Source organism: Zhongshania guokunii, assembly GCF_040892635.1.
GTDB classification, from domain to species: Bacteria; Pseudomonadota; Gammaproteobacteria; order Pseudomonadales; family Spongiibacteraceae; genus Spongiibacter; species Spongiibacter guokunii.
The window spans coordinates 14,712-40,463 of the sequence record NZ_JBFRYA010000009.1; the positions used below are offsets into that span (position 1 = coordinate 14,712).

Consider the following 25,752-nt stretch of genomic DNA (forward strand, 5'->3'; position numbering starts at 1 on the left):
ATTGAGGCTAGGAAATTAGTCTTTGTTTTTACTGCTAGCACTGCGCCGAACTGGGCCGGACTTTACGCTTTCTGCTTTGTTTGGGGTAGTGCTTGTGGCAGTGGTTTTTCCGGTACTTTTAGCACTATTGGTTTCGTTGCTCGGTTTGTCGGTCGCGGCTTTGTCAGCTGTTTTGCGATTGGTGGCTAAGCCGCTTAATGATTTAAGTACTCGCGCCGATAGATCTAGGGTTTTCATGCCTTCTGTAAACGCGGTTTTGGCCATTTGCTGGATCATTTCGGTGTCACCTTCGCCAATGCGTTTGTATACCGCATCCCATAATGGCTGGGCGTCAGGCAGGCCGACCATGCGGCGCACTTCTTCTGGGCTGATTTCAACTTCGAGATGAATTTTCATATTTTAGTTACCCCGCATTGCAAGCAGTGAGTATGCCATCCGCAGTTGCCGGGTCAATCTTTAGCGACAAAGCGGAGGCGTTTTTTAATTATTAAGCTGGCTGAGTACATATTGCAGAATGCCGCCGTGGCGGAAATAGGCGAGCTCTTCTTGAGTGTCAATGCGCAAGCGGCCCAATACCTCGTGGCGACTGCCATCGCTGCGCGATAGCACAATGCGTACGGTTTGTTTGGGCTTGAGTTGCTCCTCGCAGGGGATGATGTCAACGCGTTCGTTGCCTTGCAGGTCGAGCATTTCTCTTGGGATTTCCTTATCGAACTCAACGGGCATAACGCCCATGCCGACCAAGTTGGAGCGATGAATTCGCTCAAAACTTTCCGCAATAACGGCTTTTACACCAAGTAATAGGGTGCCTTTGGCTGCCCAGTCACGACTTGAACCGGAGCCGTATTGTTTGCCGGCAATGATGACGAGTGGCTTGTCGTCGTCAAGGTATTTCATGGCTGCTTTGAATATGGGCAGTACGGTTTCTCCGTCTGGCGCGAGGGTGTAGCCGCCTTCGCGGTCCACCAGTTTGTTGTGTAGGCGAGTATTGGCAAAAGTGCCGCGGCTCATTACTTCGTGGTTGCCGCGCCGCGAGCCGTAGGAGTTGAAATCGCTGGGGGCAACGCCAAGGCTCTGTAGGTAGTGACCGGCGGGGCTGTCGGTGGCAATTTTGCCTGCAGGGGAAATATGGTCAGTGGTGATAGAGTCGCCAAACAGGCCCAGAATACGCGCGCTGTGTAAGGCGGGGAATTCTTCGCCGGCCAGCTGTGGATTGTCAAAAAAGCTCGGGCAGCGAATATAGCTTGAGTCAACTTGCCACTGATAAGTGTCGCTTTTTTCAACAGCAATTGCCTGCCATTCCTCGGTCCCAAGGTAGACATCTTTATAGGCGTCGCGGTACATCGCGCCGCTCACAATTTTACGTATTTCGTGAATTTCGGCCGTGCTCGGCCACAGTTCTTTGAGGAAAACCTCCACGCCCTTGCTATCGGTTGCTATGGCTTCTTCCTGCAAGTTGCGCAGGGTAGTACCTGCCAGTGCATAGGCAACTACCAGCGGTGGTGAGGCCAGCCAGCTGGCTTTGACCTGCGGATGGATGCGGCCATCGAAATTTCGGTTACCCGATAATAGGGCGGAAACCACCATGTCTTTACTGTCGATGGCCCTAGCGATGGGCTCGCGCAGCGGCCCAGAATTGCCAATGCAGGTAGTGCATCCATAGCCAACTAGATCAAAACCTAGGGAGTTGAGGTCGTCCTGCAGGCCGCTGTCGGCCAGATATTTACTAACGACTTTAGAGCCAGGTGCCAGCGAGGTTTTTACCCACGGTTTTACCCTTAAACCTCGTTCCCGCGCTTTGCGGGCGACCAAGCCCGCCGCAATCATAACGTCGGGATTAGAGGTGTTGGTGCAGCTGGTAATGGCGGCAATAACTACGTCGCCGTGGTGAAGTTTGAGCTTCATTTCTTCAATGTTGGCGGTCTCGTTTAAATCGCGCTCGCTGGCAGCGAGATAGTCGCGCATGGCATTGCCTAGATCGCTAACCGCGACTCGGTCTTGGGGGCGGCTGGGACCGGCTAGGCTGGGTACCACGCTCGTCAAGTCTAAGGTTACGCTGTGGCTGAATACTGGCTGGTCGCCGGGGTTTCGCCACAGACCTTGAGCTTTGCAATATTGCTCGGTCAGGGCAATGGTTTGCGACGGCCGACCGGTTAGTTTTAGGTAGGCGAGGGTGGCTTCGTCTACTGGGAAATAACCGCAGGTTGCGCCGTATTCCGGCGCCATATTGGCGATGGTGGCGCGGTCAGCCACACTGAGTTCGGCTAAGCCGTCGCCAAAAAATTCAACAAATTTACCGACCACGCCCTCGCGGCGCAGAATTTCTACTACGCTGAGCACTAAGTCGGTTGCGGTAACGCCCTCCAATAATTTGCCGCTCAGTTCAAAGCCAACAACGTCGGGCAGCATCATTGAATAGGGCTGACCTAACAATGCTGCTTCGGCCTCTATGCCGCCCACGCCCCAGCCGAGTACGCCCAAGCCATTTACCATCGGTGTGTGGCTGTCGGTGCCAAGCACGGTGTCGGGATAGGCCATCTTGCCGTCTTCGCTCACCCATACCACTTGGGCCAAATACTCTAAGTTAACCTGATGGCAAATACCGGTCCCCGGCGGTACCACGCTAAAATTGCGGAAGGCCGATTGGCCCCATTTTAAAAAGCGGTAGCGCTCTTCGTTGCGCTCCATCTCCTTTGCTACGTTTTCGCCAAAGGCTTGGGGGGACCCGTATTGATCCACGGTGACCGAGTGGTCAATAACAAGGTGTACTGGGATTTGCGGATTGATGGCCGATACATCGCCGCCGCGCTTGGCAACGGCATCGCGCATGGCGGCTAAATCGACAATCGCGGGTACTCCGGTGAAATCCTGCATCAATACTCGGGCGGGCGAAAAATTGAGATCTTGGCCGCCGCTGGCGTTGTCGAGCCAGCGTGAGAACGCAACGATAATGTCGGCGTTTACGGTTTTGCCGTCGAAATGGCGAAGTTGGTTTTCTAGTAAAATTTTGAGTGACTTAGGGAGTTGGGCCAAATTGTCATCGCCCAATTTTTGCAAATCGTAATATTGGTAGCTCTGCTCGCCGCAAATCAGCTCTGAGAGCAGGTGTTTTGTGGACTGCATGGTTGAACTCCTATGAGCGTAGTCGTGTGTGCATCGCTTACCCTAGCACAGACAGCTGAAAAAGCAGGTTTCTCCGCTGTGTAAAGCTGAATATTGATGGGTGGGTGTGGGCTTGTGGGCTTAAGTGTAGCGTTTAAAGTGCAGGATTTTTCTGGCATGCACGGCCAGCGGCCTACTGCTTATAGTGCCATTTTTCTAGTGAATTATTGTTCTTGCTGTGCTGTAATCGATATCGATCACGGGGTGTCGGCCCCGCTGTTGTCCGGCACCTCGCTACCCAATAAATATAAATTAAGGGGGCGCATTGAAAGTTACCAATATTCGCGACGCCGAGTATTTTCACAAGGTTGTCGATTGTCAGTATGCCTGCCCAGCTCACACGCCGGTGCCGGAATATATCCGTTTAATTGCCGCTCAGCGTTATACCGACGCCTACATGATTAACTGGGAATCCAATGTCTTTCCTGGGGTCTTGGGGCGCACCTGTGACCGGCCCTGCGAGCCAGCGTGTCGGCGGGGGAGAGTTGAGGATGAACCCGTTGCGATCTGTCGCCTGAAGCGAGTCGCTGCTGACAACAAGGGCGATATCAGCGCTCTGATGCCTATCATTCCCAAGAAAAAGAATGGTAAACGCATTGCCTTGATTGGCGCTGGGCCAGCCGCGCTGACGGTGGCCAGGGATCTTATGCCGCTGGGCTATAGTATTGATCTATACGACGATCAACGCGCTGGTGGCGGTTTTATGCGCAGTCAAATTCCTGCGTTTCGCCTGCCTGAAAATGTGCTCAATGAAGAAGTCGATCGCATTCTTGATATGGGGGTGCTCACCCACTTTAATCATTATGTCGACAGCCTAAAAGCGGTGCTCGATAAAGACTACGACGCGGTTTTTGTGGGCAGCGGTGCCCCTCGTGGCCGCGATCTTGATATTCCCGGCAGGCTAGAGGCCGCAGCCAATATCCATATTGGTATTGACTGGCTCTCCAGCGTTGCTTTTGAGCATATCGAGACTATTGGTAAGCGAGTAATTGTCTTGGGTGGTGGTAATACCGCCATGGATTGTTGCCGCACGGCTAGGCGTTTGGGCGGCGATGAAGTCAAGGTAGTGGTGCGTAGCCCTTTCGCTGAAATGAAAGCCTCACCCTGGGAAAAGGAAGATGCCCAGCACGAGGGTATTCCGATTTTAGACAACCATATGCCCAAAGAATTTGTATTGGGAGATGGGCGTCTTGTGGCCATGGCCTTTGATAAAGTCAAAGCCGTTTACGACGCAAAAGGCCGTCGCAGCTTGGTGCCTACCGGCGAAGACCCTGTTGTTATACCTTGCGACGATGTGCTGATTGCCATTGGCCAGGAGAACTCCTTCCCGTGGATTGAGCGTACCATTGATATTGAATTTGGCAAATGGGATATGCCGGTCGTTGATAAAGTGACTTTTCAGTCCAGTAACCCCAAGGTGTTTTTTGGTGGTGATGCCGCTTTTGGCCCGCAGAATGTCATTACCGCCGTGGCCCATGGCCACCAAGCGGCAATCTCGATAGATCTGTTTTGCCAAGGCGAATCGGTGACCAAGCGGCCACCGCCGGGCGTGACCCTCGTAAGTCAAAAAATGGGAATCCACGAGTGGAGTTACGACAGTGAAGTGGCTAGTGATGTGCGCTACCAGGTACCCCAGGCTGAGCTGAAAAAATCCCTCAATAATCGTAAGTTAGAAGTGGAATTAGGCTTTGACGCCGCAACGGCATTTCATGAGGCCCAACGCTGTCTGAATTGCGACGCACAAACCGTATTTAGCGAAAAGCTTTGTATTGAATGTGATGCCTGCGTCGATATTTGCCCCACCGACTGCCTCAGTATTGTGGTTAATGATGTGGACGAGGCGGAGCTGCGGCACAAGCTGAAAATGCCCGCTAAAAACACCGAGCAGGCTATTTATGTGTCGGAGGATTTAGCTACCGGCCGCGCCATGATTAAAGACGAGGATATGTGCCTGCACTGCGGTCTGTGTGCCGAGCGCTGCCCAACGGCCGCTTGGGATATGCAGAAATTCTACTACACGGTGAGCAAAGCAGGGCAGGGCGTTTGAGATGAAACGAATCGAAGCAGTTAACGACTTTGTTATTAAATTCGCCAATGTAAACGGTACCGGTTCGGCCAGTGCTAATAATATGTTTGCCAAGGCGGTATTCCGAATGGGCTTGCCGGTTAGCCCTAAGAATATCTTCCCGTCTAATATTCAGGGCCTGCCCACATGGTATGAAGTGCGGGTCAGTGAAAAGGGCTATCTCGGTCGCCGCGGTGGCGTCGATATGATGGTGGGTATGAACCCCCAGAGCATGGCCAAGGATATTCAGGAAATCGATAGCGGCGGCTATTTCTTTTATGACTCCAGTAAACCACTCGATTTGCGTATGATGCGCAGCGATGTCCACTTTATTGGTGTGCCCCTTAAGGACTTATGTCAGCGGGAGTTTAGCGATCCCCGCCAGCAGCAGCTGTTTCGCAATGTGATCTATGTTGGCGCTCTAGCCGCGCTGTTAGATATCGAGTTTGAAGTGCTCAGGGGCCTGGTGTCGGACCAATTTCGCGGCAAAGAAAAACTTATTACTCCCAATGTGCGCGCCTTGGAATTGGGGTATCACTACGCTAGCGAGCACTATGTATGCCCTTTGGGTATTCGCTTAGAGCGCCGTGATGCAGTTGGCGATCAAATCCTGATTGACGGTAATACTGCAGCTGGTCTCGGCGCTATTTATGGCGGTGCCACTGTCGCAGCGTGGTATCCGATTACGCCTTCAACCTCGGTTGTCGACGGTTTTGATAAATACTGTAAACGCCTGCGGATTGATCCCGGCAGTGGCAATAAAAATTACGCCATTGTGCAGGCCGAAGACGAGCTGGCGGCGATTGGCATGGTGATTGGGGCCAGTTGGAATGGCGCGCGGGCCTTTACCGCCACCAGCGGCCCCGGTATTTCCCTTATGAGTGAGTTTTTGGGTTTGGCCTATTTTGCTGAAATTCCAGCGGTGCTGATTGATGTGCAGCGTGCAGGGCCGTCAACGGGTATGCCAACCCGCACTCAGCAGTCTGATATTTTAGCCTGTGCGTATGCCTCTCACGGCGACACCAAGCATGTTTTGTTGTTTCCCTCCACGCCGCGCGAATGCTTTGAAATGACGGCCCAAGCCTTTGATCTTGCCGAGTCATTGCAAACCCCGGTGATTATGCTCACGGATTTAGATTTAGGCATGAACGACACGATGTCGCCGCCACTGGTGTGGGACGACACGCGGGAATACCAGCGCGGCAAGGTATTTAATGAAGAGCAGTTAGAGGCAATGAGCGAGCGCTTTGGTCGATATCTGGATATTGATGACGACGGAATTCCCTACCGCACTTATCCAGGTACCCACCCCAGCAAAGGCGCTTTTTTTACGCGGGGAACCTCGCGGGATGAATACGCGGTATACACCGAAGACGGCGATGCCTACGAGAAAAATATGCAGCGCCTTCTCAAAAAATGGGACACCGCAAAACAGCGGGTGCCCGCACCCGAGCTGATTAAAGCGGGCAAGGGCAGCAAAATTGGCGTGATTCATTTCGGCACCAGCCGCTGCGCCACCCTTGAAGCAATCGATAGCCTACAAGCTGAAGGCGTCGCAATAGACACTTTGCGCCTGCGGGGCTTTCCGTTTAATAAAACCGTGGATGCCTTTATCGAAGAACACGAAACCGTGTTTTTGGTAGAGCAAAACCGCGACGCACAAATGCGGACCTTGCTGGTGAATGAGTGTCTGATTTCACCGCGGCAATTAATTCCAATTTTAAATTACAACGGCACCCCGATAACGGCAAAGTATATTCGTGAAGAAATACTGCAGGTTGTGCGCGGCGACAATGTGCGCCCGTTGCGTAAACAACGCTCAGTGAAGGAGTCTGTGTAATGAGCTATATTCGTCCGGTCTTTCGTCACCCAGATTTGCCTCGCAATGCCTTGGGCTTTACCCGCAAAGATTACGAAGGGGCTATCTCAACGCTTTGCGCCGGTTGCGGTCACGACTCGATAAGCGCCGCCATTGTGCAAGCCTGCTTTGAGTTGGCGCTACCGCCGCACAAAGTAGCCAAGCTGTCGGGTATTGGTTGTTCGTCAAAAACCCCGACGTATTTTTTAGGGAATTCCCACGGTTTTAATTCGGTCCACGGCCGTATGCCTTCGGTGGCAACCGGCGCTAATTTGGCTAACCGTGAGTTAATCTATATTGGTGTGTCCGGCGATGGTGACACCGCATCTATTGGCATGGGTCAGTTTACCCACGTTGTCCGTCGCAATTTAAATATGATGTACGTGGTCGAAAACAATGGCTGCTACGGGCTGACCAAGGGCCAAGACTCTGCCACCGCAGACATTGGTTCGGCCAGTAAAAAAGGTGAACCCAACCACTTTGAGCCTATTGACTTGGCTAGCGTGGCACTGCAATTAGGGGCAACCTTTGTTGCGCGCAGTTTCTCGGGAGACCGTGCGCAATTGGTGCCGCTGATTAAAGCGGCAATTAGTCACCGCGGCTTTGCCTTTATCGACGTGATCTCGCCCTGTGTTACCTTTAATAACAACCCAAAATCCACCAAGGGTTATGAACATGTGCGCGAGCATTTAGCAGCAACGGGCACCGTGGATTTTGTGCCCTTTAAAGAAGAAATTTCGACTGAGTATGAACAGGGCGAGTCTAAGGAAGTTGCCTTGCACGACGGCTCAGTGGTGCATTTGCACAAAGCTGATCCTGAACTTGATATCACCAGTCGCCGCTCGGCGCTGCGCTTGATTAAAGACTACAAAGCCAAAGACCAAATTCTTACCGGCTTGCTGTATATGGATGAAAATTCTCAAGACTTGCATGAAATTCTCGGTACTAGCAAGGCTCCCTTGCGGGATCTGGCGGCGGCAGAACTCTGTCCTGGTCAGAAGGTTTTGGATAAATTGAATGAGAGTTGGCGCTAGGAGAGGGCTAACTTAATTCGCGCCCGTCGCCAGTCTCGCTGGCGACGTAAAACGCGAGGGCGGCCGTGGTGTTAGCGATACTAGCGGCTAGTCGCAGCTTATATTTGCCTGCTTAATTGCTATCTTGTTAGTAAACGCCGTATCCGTCCCATCGTCAGGGCATCCTCGTCACGTCTTTCTAGCAGCGGCGGTACCATCTCGTTAATCGCATCAGCCACATGCTGACGCAGGTTCACCATGGTCTTTTGCGCGAGTCGCTTGCCCTTGTATCTGCTTAGATCGAGGGGCGGTGCGAATTGGATATAACATTTCTGGGGTTTGGGGATTAAAGTACCAAATATCCCGACAGGCACCGGCCCGAATAAATCGCTGCGGGTATTTTCATTGATAATACCTAGGCGTTTTAAACCGCGTCCTAAAATGGTGTTGGGCAGGTCTTCACCCTCTATCAGGTGCCCGTAGAATTCCTCTGGACCAACAATGGCGGTGGGTACAATGGTATAGCCATGTTTGGCGGCGAGCTTGATAAAACCGTAGCGCTCTTTCCAGAGGAGTTTGTATTTATCTTCAGCTGACTTGGTCGCTTCGTGGGCACCGCCGGGAAAGACCAGTAAATCACTGCCGTTTTTCATTAGCGCCGTACATACATCTGGGTGGCCAATAACAATACCGTTATTCAGTAGCAGGTTCTCATTGAATGAGTTCCACAGAAATTTGTCGCTGAGCGGTCGTAAAAAGCGCTGTTGTTCGGTGAGCATTGGCAGGCCAATAATTGGGCCGTCTACAGCGTACATAGCGTGATTGGCAATAAATAAACATGGCTGCTTAGGGATGTTGTGGGTGTCGATAAGCTTGGGGTCGAACATCCGCGTAATAAGCTTGTCCGCCAACTTAACGAATTTTGAACTTGGTGGCTTAACTTGAATGGCCTTATCTATATAGCGTACAAGATCGTCGCCGCTATAGGGCACGGCGGTTTTATCGGTAAAAGCCATGAAATGATCCTGCTGCATAAATGAACCCGGGCGGCCATATTATCAGAGCAGGGAATTGAATAGAAATTTAGGTGCGGGCTAGCTTGGCCGGCTGTTTGTCGAATGGCTGGGAGTTACTCCGAGTATTTAAGCGCCAACATTTTTTACCAATACATATTCGCAGTAGCGTTTTAGCGAGGCCAGTGACTTTTTGATATCAACAACGTCGGGGGTGACCAACCACTGGTAGATTAGGCCGTAAATGCGGCTATAGTAATCAATCACAAATTGCGGGATATCAATATCGGCAGGGAAATCGCCACTCCTTACACCATCGGCCACAATTTTAGTCAGGCCTTTTTGGGACTCGGTGTTGTAGCGAACCAGTTCTTCGCTTAGTACGGAAGGGTGGCCCAGCGAGTCAAACCAGAGGGTATACATCACTTTAATGTTATCTGGTTCGTTGCTAATAATATGTTCAACAGCGTCAACTCGCGCGCGTATAGCGTCAATACCGGACGTGCCCTCTGTTTCTTGCAGGTAGCCAAACCATAGCTTTCTGTGTTCTATCAGTATCCGTTTGAATAATTCTTCTTTTGAGCCAAAGCGCGCACTGGCCAAGCCGCGGCTGTAGCCTGCGCGCTCGCCAACTTCTTTGAGTGTGGTCTTTTCTGTTCCTATAGACAGAATAAGCTCATTCGCTACTTGCAGCATATTTTCGTCTGACTTGGCGACACGCTCAGCTTGGGTGAGCTTTGGTTGGTTTTCGGGGTTTTTCATATACGTGGCTTATCAAATGTGCAGTAGGTGAAATTGTATGCTGATTTATAGCCCGTCACAAGATATTTGTTTGTTTGAAACAAGTATCTTGTGACGGGCTTTGATTTTAATAAGGTGCTATTGGATTGAGGGGTTGCTGCCGTATTGATTAGGCTTCATAAGTAATTGAAAAAACAGTAGTTATGTTATAGCTCGGCGTGCTTGTGGCTGAGGCTGGCCTAGGGGCTTTACAAAGCCTGCAGGTTTTATATAACAAAAAAACTTGGTTAATGAGTTTTTATATAACAAATTAAACTTGTTTGCTTCAAACAAGTAAGTTTACAAAGCTGCATGTAGATAGTTAGTATGCGTAACAAGAGTGAGGGGCGGCGAAGGTGGCTCGACAGCACAATCATTTTTTAAACCTGGATTCGCTCTGGCTTCGAGTGTGAAAAATAAAATCATAAAGGGTTATTGGTATGAAAAAAGCATTAACGAAACTGGGAATTATCTGTTTAACAATTCCGGCAGCAGCGCAGGTTTTTGGCGCTCCGCGAGAAAGCACCATGCTCGAGGAAGTCTTAGTTACTGCCGAAAAGCGAAGCCAAAGTATTCAAGACATTCCGGCGAGTATCTCGGCATTTGATGAGCGAGCAGTGCGCGATGCGGGCATTGTTGATGTGTCTTTAGTTGCCCCGCGTGTTCCAGGCTTTTACGCGGGTGGTTTTGGCACTAGTCGGCCGCAGCTTTATATTCGCGGTATTGGTACACGTCAATTTGATCCAGGTTCAGAGTCGTCGGTTGGGGTATTTGTTGACGAAGCTTATCTCGGCCGCACCGGCGGGGTTTTGGGTACCCTGAAAGATGTTCAGCGTATTGAAGTACTTAAAGGCCCGCAGGGCACATTGTACGGCCGCAATGTGATTGGTGGTGTCGTCAATGTAGTAACAAAAGGGCCCAGCGACGAGTTTGAGGCAGAGGCTGAAATTGGTGCTGGCAATTACAACAGCAAAAATCTATTTGGCGCGGTGTCTGGGCCGTTAATAGAAGGTAAATTGTCTGGTCGCGCGGCCTTGTGGCATAGCTATCGCGAAGGCTATATGACGAATTTAACGACTGGCGAACATCCCCAAGGTTTAGATAATAGTGGCGGTCGTTTCCGCTTATTGTTTACCCCTATCGATAATTTGCGCATGGATTTAATTGCAGATTTTGCACGGGACACCGGGGACTCATTTCAGGGTGAAAGCATTGGTTCTACTGCCAATCCAGACGGAATTCTGTTAGGTGGTGGGGGTACGCCGAAAAAGTCGGGCAATAAATTCAAACAGTTCTATACAACAGACACAGATTACAGCCGTGATGTTGATGCTTTAAACGCAAAAATTGAATACGATCTTGAATCCGGCACCTTAATTTCTGTGTCGACCTATCGCGAAATGTCGTATTCAGATGATCGTGATTTTGATAACACCAGTTTAGATGTAATGCGTCAAATCTCGGTAGAGGACTCGGAGCAAATTACACAAGAAGTTCGCTTTGTATCAACGCCCGATGGCTCCTTATCGTTTAACGGTAAGGTAGATTGGATAGCGGGTATTTATTACTTTAGTGATGAGAGCACCCACTTTGATACGTTTAAATACGGTCCAGACTCAGCAGTTTACGCACCAACGGCGGACGGTAGTTATCCCACCGACGTCACCGGAGGTAGTTTCGATACCACCAGTAATGCTTACTTTGGTCAGGCAACAATTCTTCTAACAGATCAGTTAGATTTGACTTTGGGTTTGCGCTATACAAAAGATACTAAGTCAGCAATATTGTCTGGTACCACAACAGATGCCAGACCATTGGTGAGCGCAGATTTTGTGGTTGTTAATCCAGAGCAGGAGTTTACTTCAACTGACCCTAAAGCTGTTCTTAATTACCGCGTAAATGACGAACTGAGTTTTTACACCAGCTACAGTCAGGGTTTTAAATCGGGTGGCTATCAGTACACATCACTAACCGCATCACAGGCTGGCATTGTATTTGAGCCTGAGCAGCTCGTTGCCTATGAAATTGGCTTTAAATCACAGTGGCTAGATAATTCGCTGACTTTTAATGGCGCAGTATATCAGTTTGATTACACCGATATTCAAGTATCACGCGTGGTTCAACTTAGCGACGGCAGCACGCCATCGCTAATTGATAACGCGGGTGAAAGTGAAATTCGCGGCTTGGAAATGGACTTGTTGTACCGGCCTACCGTGGCACTAACCTTGAACTTTGCCTATGCCTACACCGATGCCAAGTATCTTGATTATGTGGCAAGTAATGCCGTCGATTATTCAGATACTCGTATGGTTAGGGCGCCAGAGAACTCCTTCAACATTGGTGCGGAATACATTATTCCCCTCAAAGACGAAATGGAGCTGATTCTGCGTGGCGACTACTCTTATAACAGCGAATTCTTCCACGAGCCAGGTGAAGCTGATGCTAAATACGGCACCACGGCGCCTTATACCAAAGAAGATGCTTACGGCTTAGCCAATGTGAGAGCAACGGTCAACATTGACAGTAACTGGCGTGCCAGCGTGTGGGCTAACAATGTGCTCGACGAAGAGTATCGCAGCACGATACTCGCCTTGCCTGGTCAGGTTATCAACATTTACGGTTTGCCAAGAACCTTTGGTGCCACCGTGGCGTGGACTTACTAAGTCCTGTCGGACCCATATAAGTCTTAATGTTGCTAAGCAGGGTGCGTCGTTCTTTAACGCACCCTGCTTTAAAACCGCTGTCTTTTTGGAATATTCAATAATGAAAGATAATTACCAATTTCTAAGCATTGAGCGCCGTGGGGATATCGATATTGTTAGCCTCAATCGCCCTGAGGCGCTTAATTCGCTAAATAAGCAATTGTTCAGCGATTTATACAATTACTTTCTCGGTTTGCAAAGCAATTACCATACTCGAATTGTGCTGCTCCGCGGCGAAGGTCGCGCGTTTTGCGCCGGTGCCGATTTAGATTCCAGTGCATTTGCCTCAGGTGAGGGCCGTGAATCTCAGCAGTACGAAGTGCAGCGCCAAGCATCGGCATTAATTAAATTAATGCGCAGCTGCTCGCAACCGATTATTGCCTTATGTCACGGCCCAATTTGCGGCGGTGGCTTTTCATTGGTGTTAGCGGCAGATGTTCGCTTAGCCGCACCCTGTACCAAGATGAACGCCGCGTATATCAAAGTAGGTTTAACCGGTACCGATATGGGCTCGGGTTATTTTTTACCAAGAATTATCGGCTTTTCCAACGCCGCCATGTATTTGTACACCGGACGCTTCATTACTGCTGAACGTGCGCTGGCCATGGGCTTGGTGTCGGAGTTGGTCGAAAAAGACCAGTTGCTCGAGCAGGGCTTATTACTGGCCGACGACATGTTACAAGCATCACCCCTTGGCCTGCGCTTAACCAAAGAAGCGCTCACAGCAACAGTCGATTCACCAAGTTTAGACGCGGCGGTCGCCATAGAAGATCGTCAGCAAAACCTGCTGATGGGCACGGCAGATCATCAAGAGGCAGTAACAGCCTTTAAAGAAAAGCGTCGCCCAAACTATAAAAACACCTGATTTAAAGAGTAGAACCCTATGCAAGGATTAATGATGGACGTGCCGATGCTATTGTCTCGGCTCATCGACTACGCCGCAGACCACCACGGTGAGACTGAAGTGATATCGCGTCAAATCAATGGCCGTGTTGAACGCAGTAATTGGCGGGCCCTGCGCTCGCGCAGCAAGCAACTCGCCAAATCCTTGCTGGCCGCTGGCTTTAATAGCGACACCCATTTCTCGTCCCTAACGTGGAATACCATTAATCACCTTGAAGTATTTTACGGGGTGTTGGGCATCGGCTCGCCGCTGCATACGCTGAATCCACGGCTAACCGTGAATGATCTGTGTTACATGATCGAACTGATGGCAGATACGGTCTGCTTTTACGACGCAGATACCCAAGCACTGGCAGAAGAGATAGATCGCAATACCGATTCTATCAGGCAGTGGATTTACCTCGACGAAGGCGAAGCGCTGCCCGCAACTAGCCTCAGAAAATACTGTTCTTTAAGTGCATTGAAAGACGGTGTGGATGATCAATTTGAATGGCCGGTATTTGACGAGCGCGATGCCGCGACGGTGTGTTTTACCTCGGGCACCACGGGGCGGCCCAAAGGCGTGGCCTACAGCCACCGCAGCTTAACGCTTTGCGCCATGAATATGACCATGGTGGATATGTACGGCAGCGCCCGTAATGGTGAATTGGTGTGTGCTATGCCCATTGCTCCCATCTTTCACGCTAACGGTTGGATGATGCCGTTCTCTGCACCCATGAATGGCCATAAGCTGGTATTGCCGGGCCGGGATTTCTCGTCCGCTGGCGTCGTTGAATTAATGGCCCAAGAAGGCGTAACCATTGCCGGTGCAGTACCTACCGTGTGGAGCGATATTATGGCCAAGGCGGACAGCAGTGAAACAAGCCTGCCATCGCTAAGTACCGCCTTGGTTGCGGGCACGGCCATACCCGAAAAGCTTTTTGATTTATTAGAGGGTCGCGGTATTGGTGTGCGCACCACATGGGGGATGACCGAAGTTCCCGGCGCGACCCGCGCGAGCTTGCCACCAACAGCCGGTGAAACGAATAAGGCCGACATCCGCAAAATCGCGCTCAGTCGCCAGGGCCGTGTTGGCTTTCAAGCCGATTTACGCATTGTGGATGAGGAGGGTAATTGCCTTACTCACGACGGTATCGCCTCGGGTATTTTACAAGTGCGCGGCCCAATCGTTGCCGCCCGCTATGTTGGCGAGAGCGAAGATCAAGCCGTCCAGTGGCTAGACACCGGCGATATCGCCACAATCTACCCAGACAGCACAATTCAAATCGTTGATCGGGCTAAGGATGTTATCAAGTCCGGCGGTGAATGGATAAGTTCACCACAGTTAGAGGCCGCTGCTGCGAGCCACCCTGCAGTCAATTTGGCTGCAGCGGTGGCGGCGCCCCACCCACGCTGGCAGGAGCGGCCCTTTTTATTATGTACCCTAAATGCGAACCAAGAAGTCTCGGCAGACGCGCTGCGTCAACACATGGCCCAGACCCTCGCAAAATGGTGGTTGCCCGAAGACATTAAATTCATTGAGGAAATGCCGTTAACCGCAACGGGTAAAATTAATAAAATGCGTTTGCGCCAGCTGTATGTGCAAGCAAGCATCCTTGAAGAAAAGGGCTAAGTGCGATGCTATTAACCGAGCTTCAACAGCAAATAGCCGACGCGGCAAAGGCTTTTTCATTAAAAACGCTACTGCCAGAATACCAAGCGCGGGAGCGCCACGGCGTGCTAGATCGCAATCTTGTGAAACAACTTGGCGACTTAGGTTTTCTTGGTGTTGATTTGCCAGAGGCAGTTGGCGGCATGGGCTTAGATGCTTTATCGGCCGGTGTGCTTGCCGAGCAGATGGCCTACGGCGACTTTAATATCAGCGCCTTGCCCGTGAATGTGTCTTTGGTAGGCTCAATTCTAATGCGTTATGCCCATCCCGATGTTGCTGGGCAGTGGCTGCCGAAAACGGTAGCTGGCGAGTCGATTGTCGCTATTTGCCTAACCGAACCCAGTGGCGGCTCCGACGCCGCCGCCTTAAAAATGCGGGCTAGGCGCGATGGCGACGACTATGTGCTGAGTGGTGAAAAAGCGTCTATTACCTTTGCCGATTGCGCCGATGCCTCCTTGGTATTTGCCCGCACAGGTGAGGGCGACAAGGCCGCTGGCGTAACGGCATTTTTTGTTCCCCACCATTTCAAGGGCGTTAGCCAAACCCGCTATGACGATTTGGGCAGCGCCATTATTGGTCGCGGTTCGATCTTTTACGACGAGGTGCGCATACCCGCTAGCCACCGTGTTGGCGAAGCGGGTAAGGGTTTTAGCCAAGTTATGCAGGGTTTTGATTACAGCCGCGCCCTTATTGGTTTGCAATGCTGCGGCGCGGCCCAAGCCTCTTTAGACGAAGCATGGGCCTATAGCGCAGACCGTGAAGCTTTTGGGCGTCCCATCGCCCAGTTTCAAGGGGTCACTTTTCCCTTGGCAGAAGGCGAATCCCAAATCGCCGCCATTCGCCAATTGTGTATGCACACCTTAAGCCTGCGCGATGCCAATTTGCCCCACACCTCAGAAGCCGCAATGTGTAAATGGATGGGGCCGCGCTACGCCCGCGATGTTATCCATCAATGCCTGCTGACCTTTGGTCACTATGGTTGGAGCAAGGATTTTCCCCACCAGCAGCGCCTGCGCGATGTGATGGGCCTAGAAATTGGTGATGGTACCGCCGGCATTATGAAATTGATCATCGCCCGAGAGCGCGTGGGTCGTCATGCCGTGCAGTACGCATCTTCGTAAATACCATAAACCGAATTGAGTGAAAACTTATGACCTCATTAGCTAATTTGTATATTCCAACCGCCGCCGAGGCGCCAAGCCCTGAGTATCAAGATCAGGATGATTTACGTCATCGGCCACTGCCTGGCGGAAAAATGCGCGACTCCCTGTTCTGGGAAATGATCATGCCCGACGAGAAGCTCGGCTTTCAGGCCTATCTCTATTTGGCGGGCACCGGACAAGCGGGCTTTAATTTTGTGGTGTGGGGTGAAGATCAAGAGCCTTATGTGCTGGACCTTGGTCATGGCGAAGTTGCCGACAGCATGGACTTTGATAACTTCTCCTTGTCGGGTTTGAGCCTGACCCAGCCAGACTTGCGCAAGACGGCGGTGCTCAAGTACGAGAGTGACAATCTTAAATTGGAATACAATTTTACCGCTATTCACGATGCCTTTAGCTATCGGCAAAACCCCACCGGTTTACCCGAATGGTTTGCGCTAAATCGTTTTGAGCAAACCGGCCGCGTTACCGGATTTTTAGAGTTTGGCGACCGCCGCATTGAGTGGGACCGCATAGGTCATCGCGATCATTCCTGGGGTACGCGCAAATGGGGTGTGCCTCATCATTGGAAATGGCTTATTGCCTACACCCCAGATGGCCGCCATATCGTCAATGCCTGGATCTATATCGCCAAGGGCGAAATGGGCGTTGCTGGCTATGTGGTTAAAGACGGCGAAGTGCTGCCGATCGACACCATTAAACATCACGCCAGCTACGACGATGATATGGGCCAGCGCCAAGTAGAAGCGGCGATCACCGATACCCGTGGTGGTGTTACCCATCTGCAAATGGAGCGCTTTGGCTTAGTGCGTCTGCCGACCAATGACAAAATGGATACCATGATTATGGAAGCCGCCTGCACTGCGACCATTGACGGTCATGCAGCGGCGGGGCAGTTTGAAACCCACTGGCCCAAATCCTATGTAAATTACCTTGCTTCGCTGAATAAAAAATCATGAGCTGGGAATGGTGTGAAGGGAGTTTGGAGCGGCTGCAGAATTTCCTTGCCGAGCAAGGCTTAACTGATGGCCCACTCACGACGACGCGTATTGGCGATGGTCACTCCAATCTGACGTATTTGGTCAGCGACGGCAAGCATGAGATGGTTTTGCGTCGGCCGCCGCCGCCACCTTTACCGGTGGGTGCTCATGACGTTCTGCGTGAGGCGCGCTTGATTAAAGCGCTGGAAGACAGTGGCGTGCCTGTCGCCAAAGTACTGGCTGTGGAAGATGCTTTACAGGTCTTAGATGTGCCGTTTTATATTATGGAATACCTCGCTGGTGAAGTCATAACTGATGTCACACCTGCTAGCTTAGCGATTCCTGCTCAACGTCAATTCATGGCGGAAACCTTGGTCGATACGCTTGTTGCCCTGCACAAAGTAGATTGGCGCGCCCGAGGTTTAGAGGGGTTTGGTAAACCAGACGGCTTTAATGCTCGGCATTTTAAACGTATTAAGTCGTTGATCCCCGATGATGTAAATTTGTCTCCCGCATTCGCGGAGTTGTCCCACTGGCTTGCTGCGAACATTCCAATGGAGTCCGATGCCTGCATTGTGCACAACGATTTCCGTATTGGTAATGTCATGTGGAAAGCGACGGCGCCGACTCAGCTCCTCGCTGTTTTAGACTGGGAGTTGGCAACCCTTGGCGATCCGCTATTCGACCTTGCCTATTTTATTAACTGCTATCCCCGCCATGACGTAGCCCGCACCCCAACCCAAGATTTGGCCGCCGCGGTTTTGGAAGACGGTTACTTAGAACCCGCTGATTTAATCGCACGCTACGTGGCGGGCAGTGGCCGTGATGTATCGAATTTAAAATGGTATCAAGTATTCGTCGATTGGAAACTGGCAATATTGTACGAATACTCTCGGCGTCGCGGTGGTGATGATTATTATCAGCAAATCGGATTAGTGGATAGATTTTTGAATGCGGCACTTAGTAGCGTTGCCACCTGAGTACTGTGCTAGGAATTGTACTGGAAAATAGATGATAGTGTCGTTTTTATAAATCGTTTAAGGAGGTATTGTGTCCATACCAAATTATGTAAACGCAAACGATGCTTGAAAATGAAGGGATGTAGAAATGACAAAAAATGACATGATTCCAGATGGTTTTCACTTAGTTGACGCAGCCCCAGGCTTTGATGTGCACATGGGGAATATTTATATAAAGCAATTAGGTGAAAAAAAGGTACTCGGGTTTCGGGTACACGATTGCCATCTCAATAAGGCCGGCACTTGCCACGGGGGCGTACTGACCTATCTTGCTGATATGCAGCTCGTCGCGGTGGAAAATCAAATAAGCAGCAAAAACTTCCATTTTCCGACCAAGAATTTGGATATTGATTTTATTGCGCCGGTGCCCCGAGACGCATGGATAGAAATTGAGGCAGATTTAGTCAGGGAAACCAAGGGTACTTTGTATTCACATGCCGTAATGAAAGTGGATGGTCGTATTGTGGTTCGCAGCACGGCCTGCTATCACATTGCGAAATAATTAAAGCAAAAAATAAAGATAATTTGTGGAGTTGTGATGAGTCTTGAAAGCGCTAATGTAAGATCTGATGGCTATAGTAATAGTCGCTACCGCTATTACGCCTTAGCGCTGCTAACAACTTCCTATATGTTTAATTTCGTAGATCGGCAAATACTGTCGATCTTGCAAGAACCGATCAAGGCCGATTTGGGCTTGTCAGATACCCAGCTCGGCTTATTGACGGGCTTTGCCTTTGCGGTTTTTTATATTGTGATGGGCCTGCCTATTGCGCGCTGGGCAGATAGAGGAAATCGCAGAAACATCGTCGCTTATTCTGTTGGGCTGTGGAGCATGATGACCGCCGCTTGCGGCTTGGCGCAAAATTATTGGCAATTGCTGCTGGCGAGAATTGGGGTAGGTGTGGGCGAGGCAGGTTGCAGTCCGCCAAGTCACTCAATGATCTCAGATATCTTCCCCATGAAAGAGCGGGCAACCGCCATTGCTACCTACAATAGTGGCGTCAATATCGGCATGCTAGTCGGCTTTTTAATGGGCGGCTGGATTCAGGAATATTTCGGCTGGCGCATAGCCTTAATGGCGGTGGGCATTCCCGGTATTTTATTGGCCTTGGTTATTAAGTTTACGGTTAAAGAACCCCAGCGGCAGGTGGCGAAAGCACTGGAAAATCAGGCTGCAGAAGCCCACCCGACACTGCTGGAAACCATCACACTATTGTGGTCAAAGAAGACCTTTCGCTATATGGTCTTTGCTGGCGCACTCGCTTCATTTAGCGCTTACAGCTTGTATAGCTGGACGCCGTCTTTTCTGATTCGCAGCTTTGGTATGAGCACCGGCACCGTCGGTAATTGGCTGGCCCTAACCATTGGCGTGGGCGGCGCACTTGGCACTTTTTCGATGGGCTATGTGGCAGACCGCTTGGGCTTAAAAGACCGCCGCTGGTATCCTGGCACCATTGCACTGGCCTACGGTTTACCGCTGCCGCTAGTGGCGGCAATGCTACTGAGTAGCGACGGCACCACCGCGCTGCTGTTCTTTATCATTCCCGCAGCCATACAAGCGACTTACCTTGCGCCGCTGATTACCGTCACCCACAGTTTAGTAAAACCGAGTATGCGCGCGGTGTCCTCGGCGGTGGTGTTATTAATGGTCAACTTAATTGGCTTGGGTTTTGGGCCGGTGTTGGTCGGTGGCCTAAGCGACTATTTAGAGCCGACTTACGGCAATGAAAGTCTACGCTATTCACTGCTGTTTTGGGTAAGCGCCGCGACCTTGGCGTGTTTGGTATTGTGCGCATTAACGGCTAAACATATTCGCAGGGATATGCCCGAGCAAGCTGATTAAGTCTACTGATCTTGCTAATACCGTAAATTACCTTGGCGTGGCTTGTGTATCAGTGCCGCGCCAAGTTTCTATCTCGCTTTATTCTGATCGTTATAGCAATGACTTTAGTAATGGCTTTTTTATAGGCAGAAACTCGTTTAATTCGTCCTGCCATTTTTTAGCGACCTTCAATTTTATATCTTTTGCTGTAATCGCTTCTCCGCATTCGGAGCAGTGAGTGATGGGGTGCATTGGCTGACCACAGGATTTGTGGATGTGGACAATAGGCGCGCCGCGCTCGTCGCTCATGTGTTTGTCGCCCCAGCTAACTAAGCCAAGGATCACGGGGTGCAATTCCAGCCCTATTTCACTTAATCGGTATTCTTCTCGCCGTGGGCGTTCTTGGTAGGGCGATTTATAAAGCACGCCATAGCTAACCAGTTTTTTGAGCCTATCCGTGAGCACATGACGAGTAATCCCAAGGCGTTGTTCAAAGGCATCGAACCGTCTTACTCCCAGAAAGCAGTCGCGGAGTATAAGCAAGGTCCAGCGATCACCTACCACGGCCAATGTGCGGGCGAGTGAGCAGGGTTGTTGGTCTAGATCTTCCCAGCGCATAAAAAAATCCTAAAAATCGAGTGTGTAGAATAAATTGACAAGTTCTAAAAAGGAACCTATATTTTATTAGTTCCAAAAAAGAACTTAATGGTGGATATTCTATGGCTCAACTAGATAAGCAATCCGTCGCGGTGGTTATAGGGGCTGGGGATGCTACGGGCAGCGCGATCGCTAAACGTTTTGCTCGCGGTGGCTACGCAATTGTGGCAACACGGCGAAATGTCGATGCCCTGCAGCCCCTGCGTGACGAAATCGAGGCCGAGGGCGGTGTTGTACATACCCTAGGCTGCGACGCACGCAAGGAAGACGCCATGGTCGGGCTGTTTGAACTCATTGAGCGGGATATTGGCCCTATTGAGGTCGTTATTTTCAATATTGGCGCAAATGTGATGTTTTCGATAACTGACACTAGCGCGCGTGTTTACCAAAAGGTCTGGGAAATGGCGGCGTTTGCCGGTTTTCTCGCTGGCCGCGAGGCGGCAAAAGTAATGCTGCCGCGCAATAAGGGCACGATTATTTTTACTGGTGCCACTGCGTCATTACGCGGAGGGAGTGGCTTTAGTGCCTTTGCCAGTGCCAAGTTTGCCCTGCGCGCACTCGCGCAAAGTATGGCTAGGGAACTGGGGCCACAGGGTATTCACGTAGCGCACTCGATTATTGATGGCGCGATTGATACGGCCTTTATCAAAGACAATTTCCCCGATAAATACGCAACTAAAGCACAGGCAGGAATTCTTGATCCCGAACACATCGCTGAGCAGTACTGGCAAATTCATCGCCAGCCGAGGGATTGCTGGACCCATGAGTTTGACCTTCGCCCTTGGCAAGAAACCTTCTAGGCAGGAATGAAATAATGAGTAAGTCTCTCGAATTCTTTTTTGATGTGGGCAGTCCGGCAACGTATGTGGCATGGACGCAATTGGCGGCATTAGCTGAGCGCACTGGCGCTGAGATCATTTATAAGCCGATGTTATTGGGCGGTGTATTTAAGGCAACGGGTAATCAGTCGCCAGCGATGATTCCGAGCAAAGCGCGCTATATGCTGGTCGATTTACAGCGCGCGGCAGACTATTACCAAATCCCATTCAACTTTAATCCGTACTTTCCGGTGAACACCTTAATGTTGATGCGCGGCGCTGCAGCGCATTTGGACACGCCGAGGTTTCACGACTATATCAGCGCTGTTTTTACCGCGCTGTGGGTTAATGGCAAAGACATGACGACGCCGGAGGGGGTGAGTGCGGTTTTGCTCGCTGCGGGTTTTGATCCGGCGGAGGTGTTTGGCTTGTGCGAACAAGATGCGGTTAAAGATCGTTTAAAAGCAATTACCAATGAGGCGATTGAACGCCATGTGTTTGGTGCGCCGACATTCTTTGTGGGTGATGAGATGTTTTTTGGCCAAGATCGTTTGGATTATGTTGAACGTGCTTTGAGATAAATTACGCTGAATTTACGATTACAAAAACAAGCGTCCGATCAACGTGGATACCGCGGTCTCTGTTTTCAAAATACGCGGGCCAAGGCTAAAGCTCTGCATACCGGCCGCGATAAGTTTTTCACACTCGTAGGGAATAAAGCCGCCTTCGGGGCCAATGGCGAGTAGGCAGTTTTGTTGCACGGACTGCGGCGGGCCTTGCTCCGCATAGGGGTGGGCGAGTAGGCCTAATTTATCACTAAGCAGGCTCGGCAGTTCGTCTTCGACAAAGGGCTTGAAGCGGGTTGCTCGGCGCAAACTTGGCAACACCGTATCACCCGCCTGTTCTAAACCTTCCAGCATCGCACTGTGCAGAGTTTCGTCGCTAACGAGGGGGCTCTGCCAATAGCTTTTTTCCACGCGATAGCTGTTTAACAGAATGATTTCGGCTACGCCTAATTCGGTGGCAGCGCGAATAATTCGTCTTGCCATTTTGGGTCGAGGTAAAGCGAGAAGCAGTGTTAGCGGCAGTTTTGCCGGTGGCGGGGTGTGGAGTTCAAATTCTAGGCTAACTGCAGTGTCACTCATCGCGGTGATGGTAGCGTTGCCTGTTAAGCCGTTTAATAAACCAATCTTGAGGGTGTCGCCAATTGAGGCGCGCAACACAGAGCGAATATGTGCTGCGCGGGCATCGTTTAGCGTTATGTGATTGGAATCGGCGCCTAAGTCCTCAGGCTGCAGTAGCAGCAGATTCATTAGGCGGGTTCAGCCCACAGATCGTAGTCGTCGGAGTCGATGATATTGACCACTAAGGCATCGCCGGGTTTGACGTCGGTAAAGCCGTCTAGGTAAACCTTGCCGTCGATCTCTGGGGCATCGGCCACGCTGCGGCCAATGGCGCCTTCTTCATCGACGGTGTCGATGAGAATTTCCTGCTGAGTGCCGATCTTGGCGCGCAGGCGCTCGGCGGAAATCTCTTGGGCGACCACCATAAAACGCTGCCAGCGGTCTTTTTTAACATCGTCGGGAACGTGGTCTTCCAAGTCGTTCGCAGTGGCGCCTTCAACTGGCGAGTACTCAAAGCAGCCCACGCGGTCGAGTTGGGCTTCTTTTAACCAATCCAGCAGAATTTGGAAGTCTTCCTCGGTCTCGCCGGGGAAACCAACGATAAAGGTTGAGCGAATTACTAGATCGGGACAGATTTCACGCCATTTTTTAATGCGATCAAGGGTCTTTTCCTGATGCGCGGGGCGTTTCATCGCTTTTAGCACTTTGGGGCTGGCGTGCTGAAAGGGAATGTCCAGATAGGGCAGAATTTTGCCCTCGGCCATGAGCGGAATGACATTATCGACATGGGGGTAGGGGTAAACATAGTGCAAGCGTACCCACACGCCCATTTCGCCCAGTGCCTCGCACAGCTCTAGCATGCGGGTTTTAATCGGCTGACCATTCCAGAAATCGAGTTTGTACTTGGTGTCTAGGCCGTAAGCGCTGGTGTCTTGGGAAACCACCAGAATCTCGCGCACCCCAGCGTCGACCAGGCGCTTTGCTTCTTCGAGCACACTGCCAATAGGGCGGCTAACCAGATCGCCGCGCATCGACGGAATAATGCAGAAGCTGCAGCGGTGGTTGCAGCCTTCGGATATTTTTAAATAGGCGTAGTGGCGAGGTGTGAGTTTAATGCCCTGGGGCGGCACTAAATCGACAAAGGGGTCGTGGTTTTGTACCGGCGGCGCCCATTCGTGCACCGCGCCAACCACTTCTTCGTAGGCGGCGGGGCCGCTAACTGCCAAAACATTGGGGTGTACGGCGCGAATTTTGGCGTCGTCGCCCATACAGCCAGTCACAATAACCTTGCCGTTTGCCTTGAGGGCTTCACCAATGGCGTCTAGCGACTCTTGCTTGGCGCTGTCGATAAAACCACAGGTATTGACCACCACCACGTCGGCATCGTCATAGCTGGGTACAATATCGTAGCCCTCCATGCGCAGTTGGGTGAGAATACGCTCGGAGTCCACTAGCGCTTTGGGGCAGCCTAAACTCACGAAACCGACTTTGGGATTGGTCATAGAAACCTCTGAAATGCTTTAAGCGGCGCATTTTACCGGAATGGGGGGCTGGCGCCTACGCTTAGTTGGCACTGGCGTGTGACTGACCTGTGGTTTAGCCCTCCCATTTGTCAGCTTAGGCGATCGTAATATAGCCCATTAAACCGGTTTGCATGTGCTCAATAACATGGCAATGGAACATCCAGCGGCCGGGGTTATCGGCGACAAAGGCAATTTTCGCGCGCTCGTTTTTCTCTAATAAAATGGTGTCGGTGTGGTAGGGGGTGAGGCTGCGTTTATCCGACTCCAATACCGTAAAAATCAAACCGTGAAGATGGATGGGGTGATGGTGGGGTGTGGCATTATGTAGGTCAAAAATATAGCTTTTGCCCAAGCTGAGGGTGGCCAGTGGCTCGGGTAAATGCTGATGGCTGTGATCGCTCCATGCGCGGCGGTTAATAAGCCAAAAATTGTGATCGACTTGGCCGTCTTTGCTGCTGGGCGACATTGCCCCAGCCCACTCAAATACAAAGCTTAGGGTTTCTGCCTCGGCCAATTGCGGCGCGGGTATAGGGTTGGCGGGCAGAGCGGGAATGCCGGTTTTGGCGGCTTTTGTTTTTGCCGAGGGCACGGTTTTTAAACGACAAATTTCAATGCCAAAGCGGCCCTTCATATCGTAAATGGGAATCTCGACACCGGCTTCGCTGGGGCTGATAAGGCCGGCGTCGAGGCGCATACCGGCGCCAGTGGGGTGAACCTCGAGGGGGTAAGGTTCGGCAATAGGGCTGCCGTCAATGGCGATGACTTTGGTGTTTTTGTCGCGCAGGCTTAAATTGTAAACCCGAGTATTGTCCAAATTTAAAAAACGCAGGCGCAGGCGCTCGCCGGCCGGCACTTCAATGACGGGTTTTTGTTTGCCATTTACTGTGGCGAGGGTGCCCAGTGTACCGGCACGGGCCGCTTCTCGGGGTAGTGATAAGGGCAAGTAACTGCCGTCAGGGTTTAGCCGCCAGTCTTTTAAGCCAATAATCACGTCGTGGTAGTCGGGTAAGTCGCGCTCTTCAACAATCAAGGCGCCAACCAGACCTTTGCCCAGTTGTTCGACGCTATTCATATGGGGGTGATACCAGAAAGTGCCGGCGTCGGGGCAGGTGAATTCGTAGATAAAACTACCGCCAGCGGGCACTGGTGGCTGGGTTAAATAGGGGACCCCGTCCATGGCTATATCTATACGAATGCCGTGCCAGTGAATGGTGCTGGCTTCATTCAGTTTGTTTACAAATTTAACGCGCAGTGGCCGGCCTTGTTTGGCGCGAATAACTGGCGCCGGAAATTGGCCATTAAAGCCAAATATCTCGCTGTCGCCGCCGTCGGCTAAGTGTGCGGTGGCGACCTCAGCGGTGAGAATATAGTCGTAGTGAGGGCCGCTGCTTTTATCCGCCGAGGCCATCGCTAAGGTGAAGCGGGGCAGTGAACTGGCGATTATCGCGGCGGCGCTGTTTTTGATTAGGCTTCGACGTTTCATAGTATTTCCCTGTTGGCGC

General features: G+C 51.1%; 21 protein-coding genes. 13 read left to right on the forward strand and 8 right to left on the reverse strand.

Annotated elements, in window-relative coordinates:
• Positions 1-15 precede the first annotated feature (15 nt).
• Positions 16-396, reverse strand: a complete 381-nt coding sequence (locus AB4876_RS11305) for a DUF6489 family protein (protein ID WP_368381762.1) — start codon at positions 394-396, stop codon at positions 16-18.
• An 84-nt stretch (positions 397-480) separates the two neighbouring features.
• Positions 481-3,123: an aconitate hydratase AcnA gene (gene acnA / locus AB4876_RS11310; protein WP_368381763.1), complete on the reverse strand. Its 2,643-nt coding sequence runs from the start codon at positions 3,121-3,123 to the stop codon at positions 481-483.
• A gap of 304 nt (positions 3,124-3,427) precedes the next feature.
• Here acnA and AB4876_RS11315 point away from each other — a divergent pair, with 304 nt between their 5' ends.
• The 3 genes from AB4876_RS11315 to AB4876_RS11325 are packed head-to-tail and all read left to right on the forward strand — an operon-like array spanning position 3,428 to position 8,119.
• Positions 3,428-5,209 carry an FAD-dependent oxidoreductase gene (locus AB4876_RS11315; protein ID WP_368381764.1) on the forward strand — a complete coding sequence of 594 codons (1,782 nt, stop codon included), beginning with the start codon at positions 3,428-3,430 and terminating at the stop codon, positions 5,207-5,209.
• 1 nt (position 5,210) lies between these two features.
• Positions 5,211-7,067 (forward strand): 2-oxoacid:acceptor oxidoreductase subunit alpha, encoded by a 1,857-nt coding sequence (locus AB4876_RS11320; RefSeq protein WP_368381765.1) that lies wholly within the window; start codon positions 5,211-5,213, stop codon positions 7,065-7,067.
• On the forward strand, positions 7,067-8,119 hold the full coding sequence (locus AB4876_RS11325) for a 2-oxoacid:ferredoxin oxidoreductase subunit beta (protein WP_368381766.1): 1,053 nt from the start codon (positions 7,067-7,069) through the stop codon (positions 8,117-8,119). Before AB4876_RS11320 ends, AB4876_RS11325 begins: the two co-directional genes overlap by 1 nt.
• Before the next feature lie 119 nt (positions 8,120-8,238).
• Here AB4876_RS11325 and AB4876_RS11330 read toward each other — a convergent pair whose 3' ends face one another.
• A complete protein-coding gene (locus AB4876_RS11330) occupies positions 8,239-9,114 on the reverse strand; it encodes a lysophospholipid acyltransferase family protein (RefSeq protein ID WP_368381767.1) in 876 nt (291 codons plus the stop codon).
• Between the two features lie 126 nt (positions 9,115-9,240).
• On the reverse strand, positions 9,241-9,873 hold the full coding sequence (locus tag AB4876_RS11335; protein WP_368381768.1) for a TetR/AcrR family transcriptional regulator: 633 nt from the start codon (positions 9,871-9,873) through the stop codon (positions 9,241-9,243).
• Positions 9,874-10,331: 458 nt separating this feature from the next.
• Here AB4876_RS11335 and AB4876_RS11340 point away from each other — a divergent pair, with 458 nt between their 5' ends.
• The 8 genes from AB4876_RS11340 (at position 10,332) to AB4876_RS11375 (ending at position 20,149) form a co-directional block, all read left to right on the forward strand.
• Positions 10,332-12,554 carry a TonB-dependent receptor gene (locus tag AB4876_RS11340; protein ID WP_368381769.1) on the forward strand — a complete coding sequence of 741 codons (2,223 nt, stop codon included), beginning with the start codon at positions 10,332-10,334 and terminating at the stop codon, positions 12,552-12,554.
• 100 nt (positions 12,555-12,654) lie between these two features.
• Positions 12,655-13,458 carry an enoyl-CoA hydratase/isomerase family protein gene (locus AB4876_RS11345; RefSeq protein WP_301026471.1) on the forward strand — a complete coding sequence of 268 codons (804 nt, stop codon included), beginning with the start codon at positions 12,655-12,657 and terminating at the stop codon, positions 13,456-13,458.
• A gap of 18 nt (positions 13,459-13,476) precedes the next feature.
• Entirely contained in the window at positions 13,477-15,108 is a 1,632-nt protein-coding gene (locus tag AB4876_RS11350) for an AMP-binding protein (protein ID WP_368381770.1), read from the forward strand.
• Positions 15,109-15,113: 5 nt separating this feature from the next.
• Positions 15,114-16,268, forward strand: a complete 1,155-nt coding sequence (locus AB4876_RS11355; RefSeq protein ID WP_368381771.1) for an acyl-CoA dehydrogenase family protein — start codon at positions 15,114-15,116, stop codon at positions 16,266-16,268.
• Between the two features lie 29 nt (positions 16,269-16,297).
• On the forward strand, positions 16,298-17,266 hold the full coding sequence (locus AB4876_RS11360) for a DUF7064 domain-containing protein (protein ID WP_368381772.1): 969 nt from the start codon (positions 16,298-16,300) through the stop codon (positions 17,264-17,266).
• Positions 17,263-18,267, forward strand: a complete 1,005-nt coding sequence (locus tag AB4876_RS11365) for a phosphotransferase family protein (protein ID WP_368381774.1) — start codon at positions 17,263-17,265, stop codon at positions 18,265-18,267. Before AB4876_RS11360 ends, AB4876_RS11365 begins: the two co-directional genes overlap by 4 nt.
• Positions 18,268-18,394: 127 nt before the next feature.
• Positions 18,395-18,808, forward strand: a complete 414-nt coding sequence (locus AB4876_RS11370) for a PaaI family thioesterase (RefSeq protein ID WP_368381775.1) — start codon at positions 18,395-18,397, stop codon at positions 18,806-18,808.
• 36 nt (positions 18,809-18,844) lie between these two features.
• Positions 18,845-20,149 (forward strand): spinster family MFS transporter, encoded by a 1,305-nt coding sequence (locus tag AB4876_RS11375; RefSeq protein ID WP_368381777.1) that lies wholly within the window; start codon positions 18,845-18,847, stop codon positions 20,147-20,149.
• 90 nt (positions 20,150-20,239) lie between these two features.
• Here AB4876_RS11375 and AB4876_RS11380 read toward each other — a convergent pair whose 3' ends face one another.
• Entirely contained in the window at positions 20,240-20,746 is a 507-nt protein-coding gene (locus AB4876_RS11380) for a winged helix-turn-helix transcriptional regulator (protein ID WP_368381778.1), read from the reverse strand.
• Between the two features lie 101 nt (positions 20,747-20,847).
• On the opposite strand from AB4876_RS11380, the gene AB4876_RS11385 reads away from it, so the two are divergent.
• Positions 20,848-21,585 (forward strand): SDR family oxidoreductase, encoded by a 738-nt coding sequence (locus AB4876_RS11385; RefSeq protein WP_368381779.1) that lies wholly within the window; start codon positions 20,848-20,850, stop codon positions 21,583-21,585.
• A gap of 14 nt (positions 21,586-21,599) precedes the next feature.
• Positions 21,600-22,184: a 2-hydroxychromene-2-carboxylate isomerase gene (locus tag AB4876_RS11390; protein WP_368381780.1), complete on the forward strand. Its 585-nt coding sequence runs from the start codon at positions 21,600-21,602 to the stop codon at positions 22,182-22,184.
• An 18-nt stretch (positions 22,185-22,202) separates the two neighbouring features.
• On the opposite strand, the gene AB4876_RS11395 is transcribed toward AB4876_RS11390, so the two are convergent.
• From AB4876_RS11395 to AB4876_RS11405, 3 genes are all read right to left on the reverse strand, one after another.
• Entirely contained in the window at positions 22,203-22,916 is a 714-nt protein-coding gene (locus tag AB4876_RS11395) for a 16S rRNA (uracil(1498)-N(3))-methyltransferase (RefSeq protein ID WP_368381781.1), read from the reverse strand.
• Positions 22,916-24,229, reverse strand: coding sequence for a 30S ribosomal protein S12 methylthiotransferase RimO (gene rimO / locus AB4876_RS11400; protein WP_008249107.1), 1,314 nt, complete (start codon positions 24,227-24,229; stop codon positions 22,916-22,918). Before rimO ends, AB4876_RS11395 begins: the two co-directional genes overlap by 1 nt.
• A gap of 115 nt (positions 24,230-24,344) precedes the next feature.
• Positions 24,345-25,733, reverse strand: a complete 1,389-nt coding sequence (locus AB4876_RS11405; RefSeq protein WP_368381782.1) for a multicopper oxidase family protein — start codon at positions 25,731-25,733, stop codon at positions 24,345-24,347.
• Positions 25,734-25,752 lie beyond the last annotated feature (19 nt).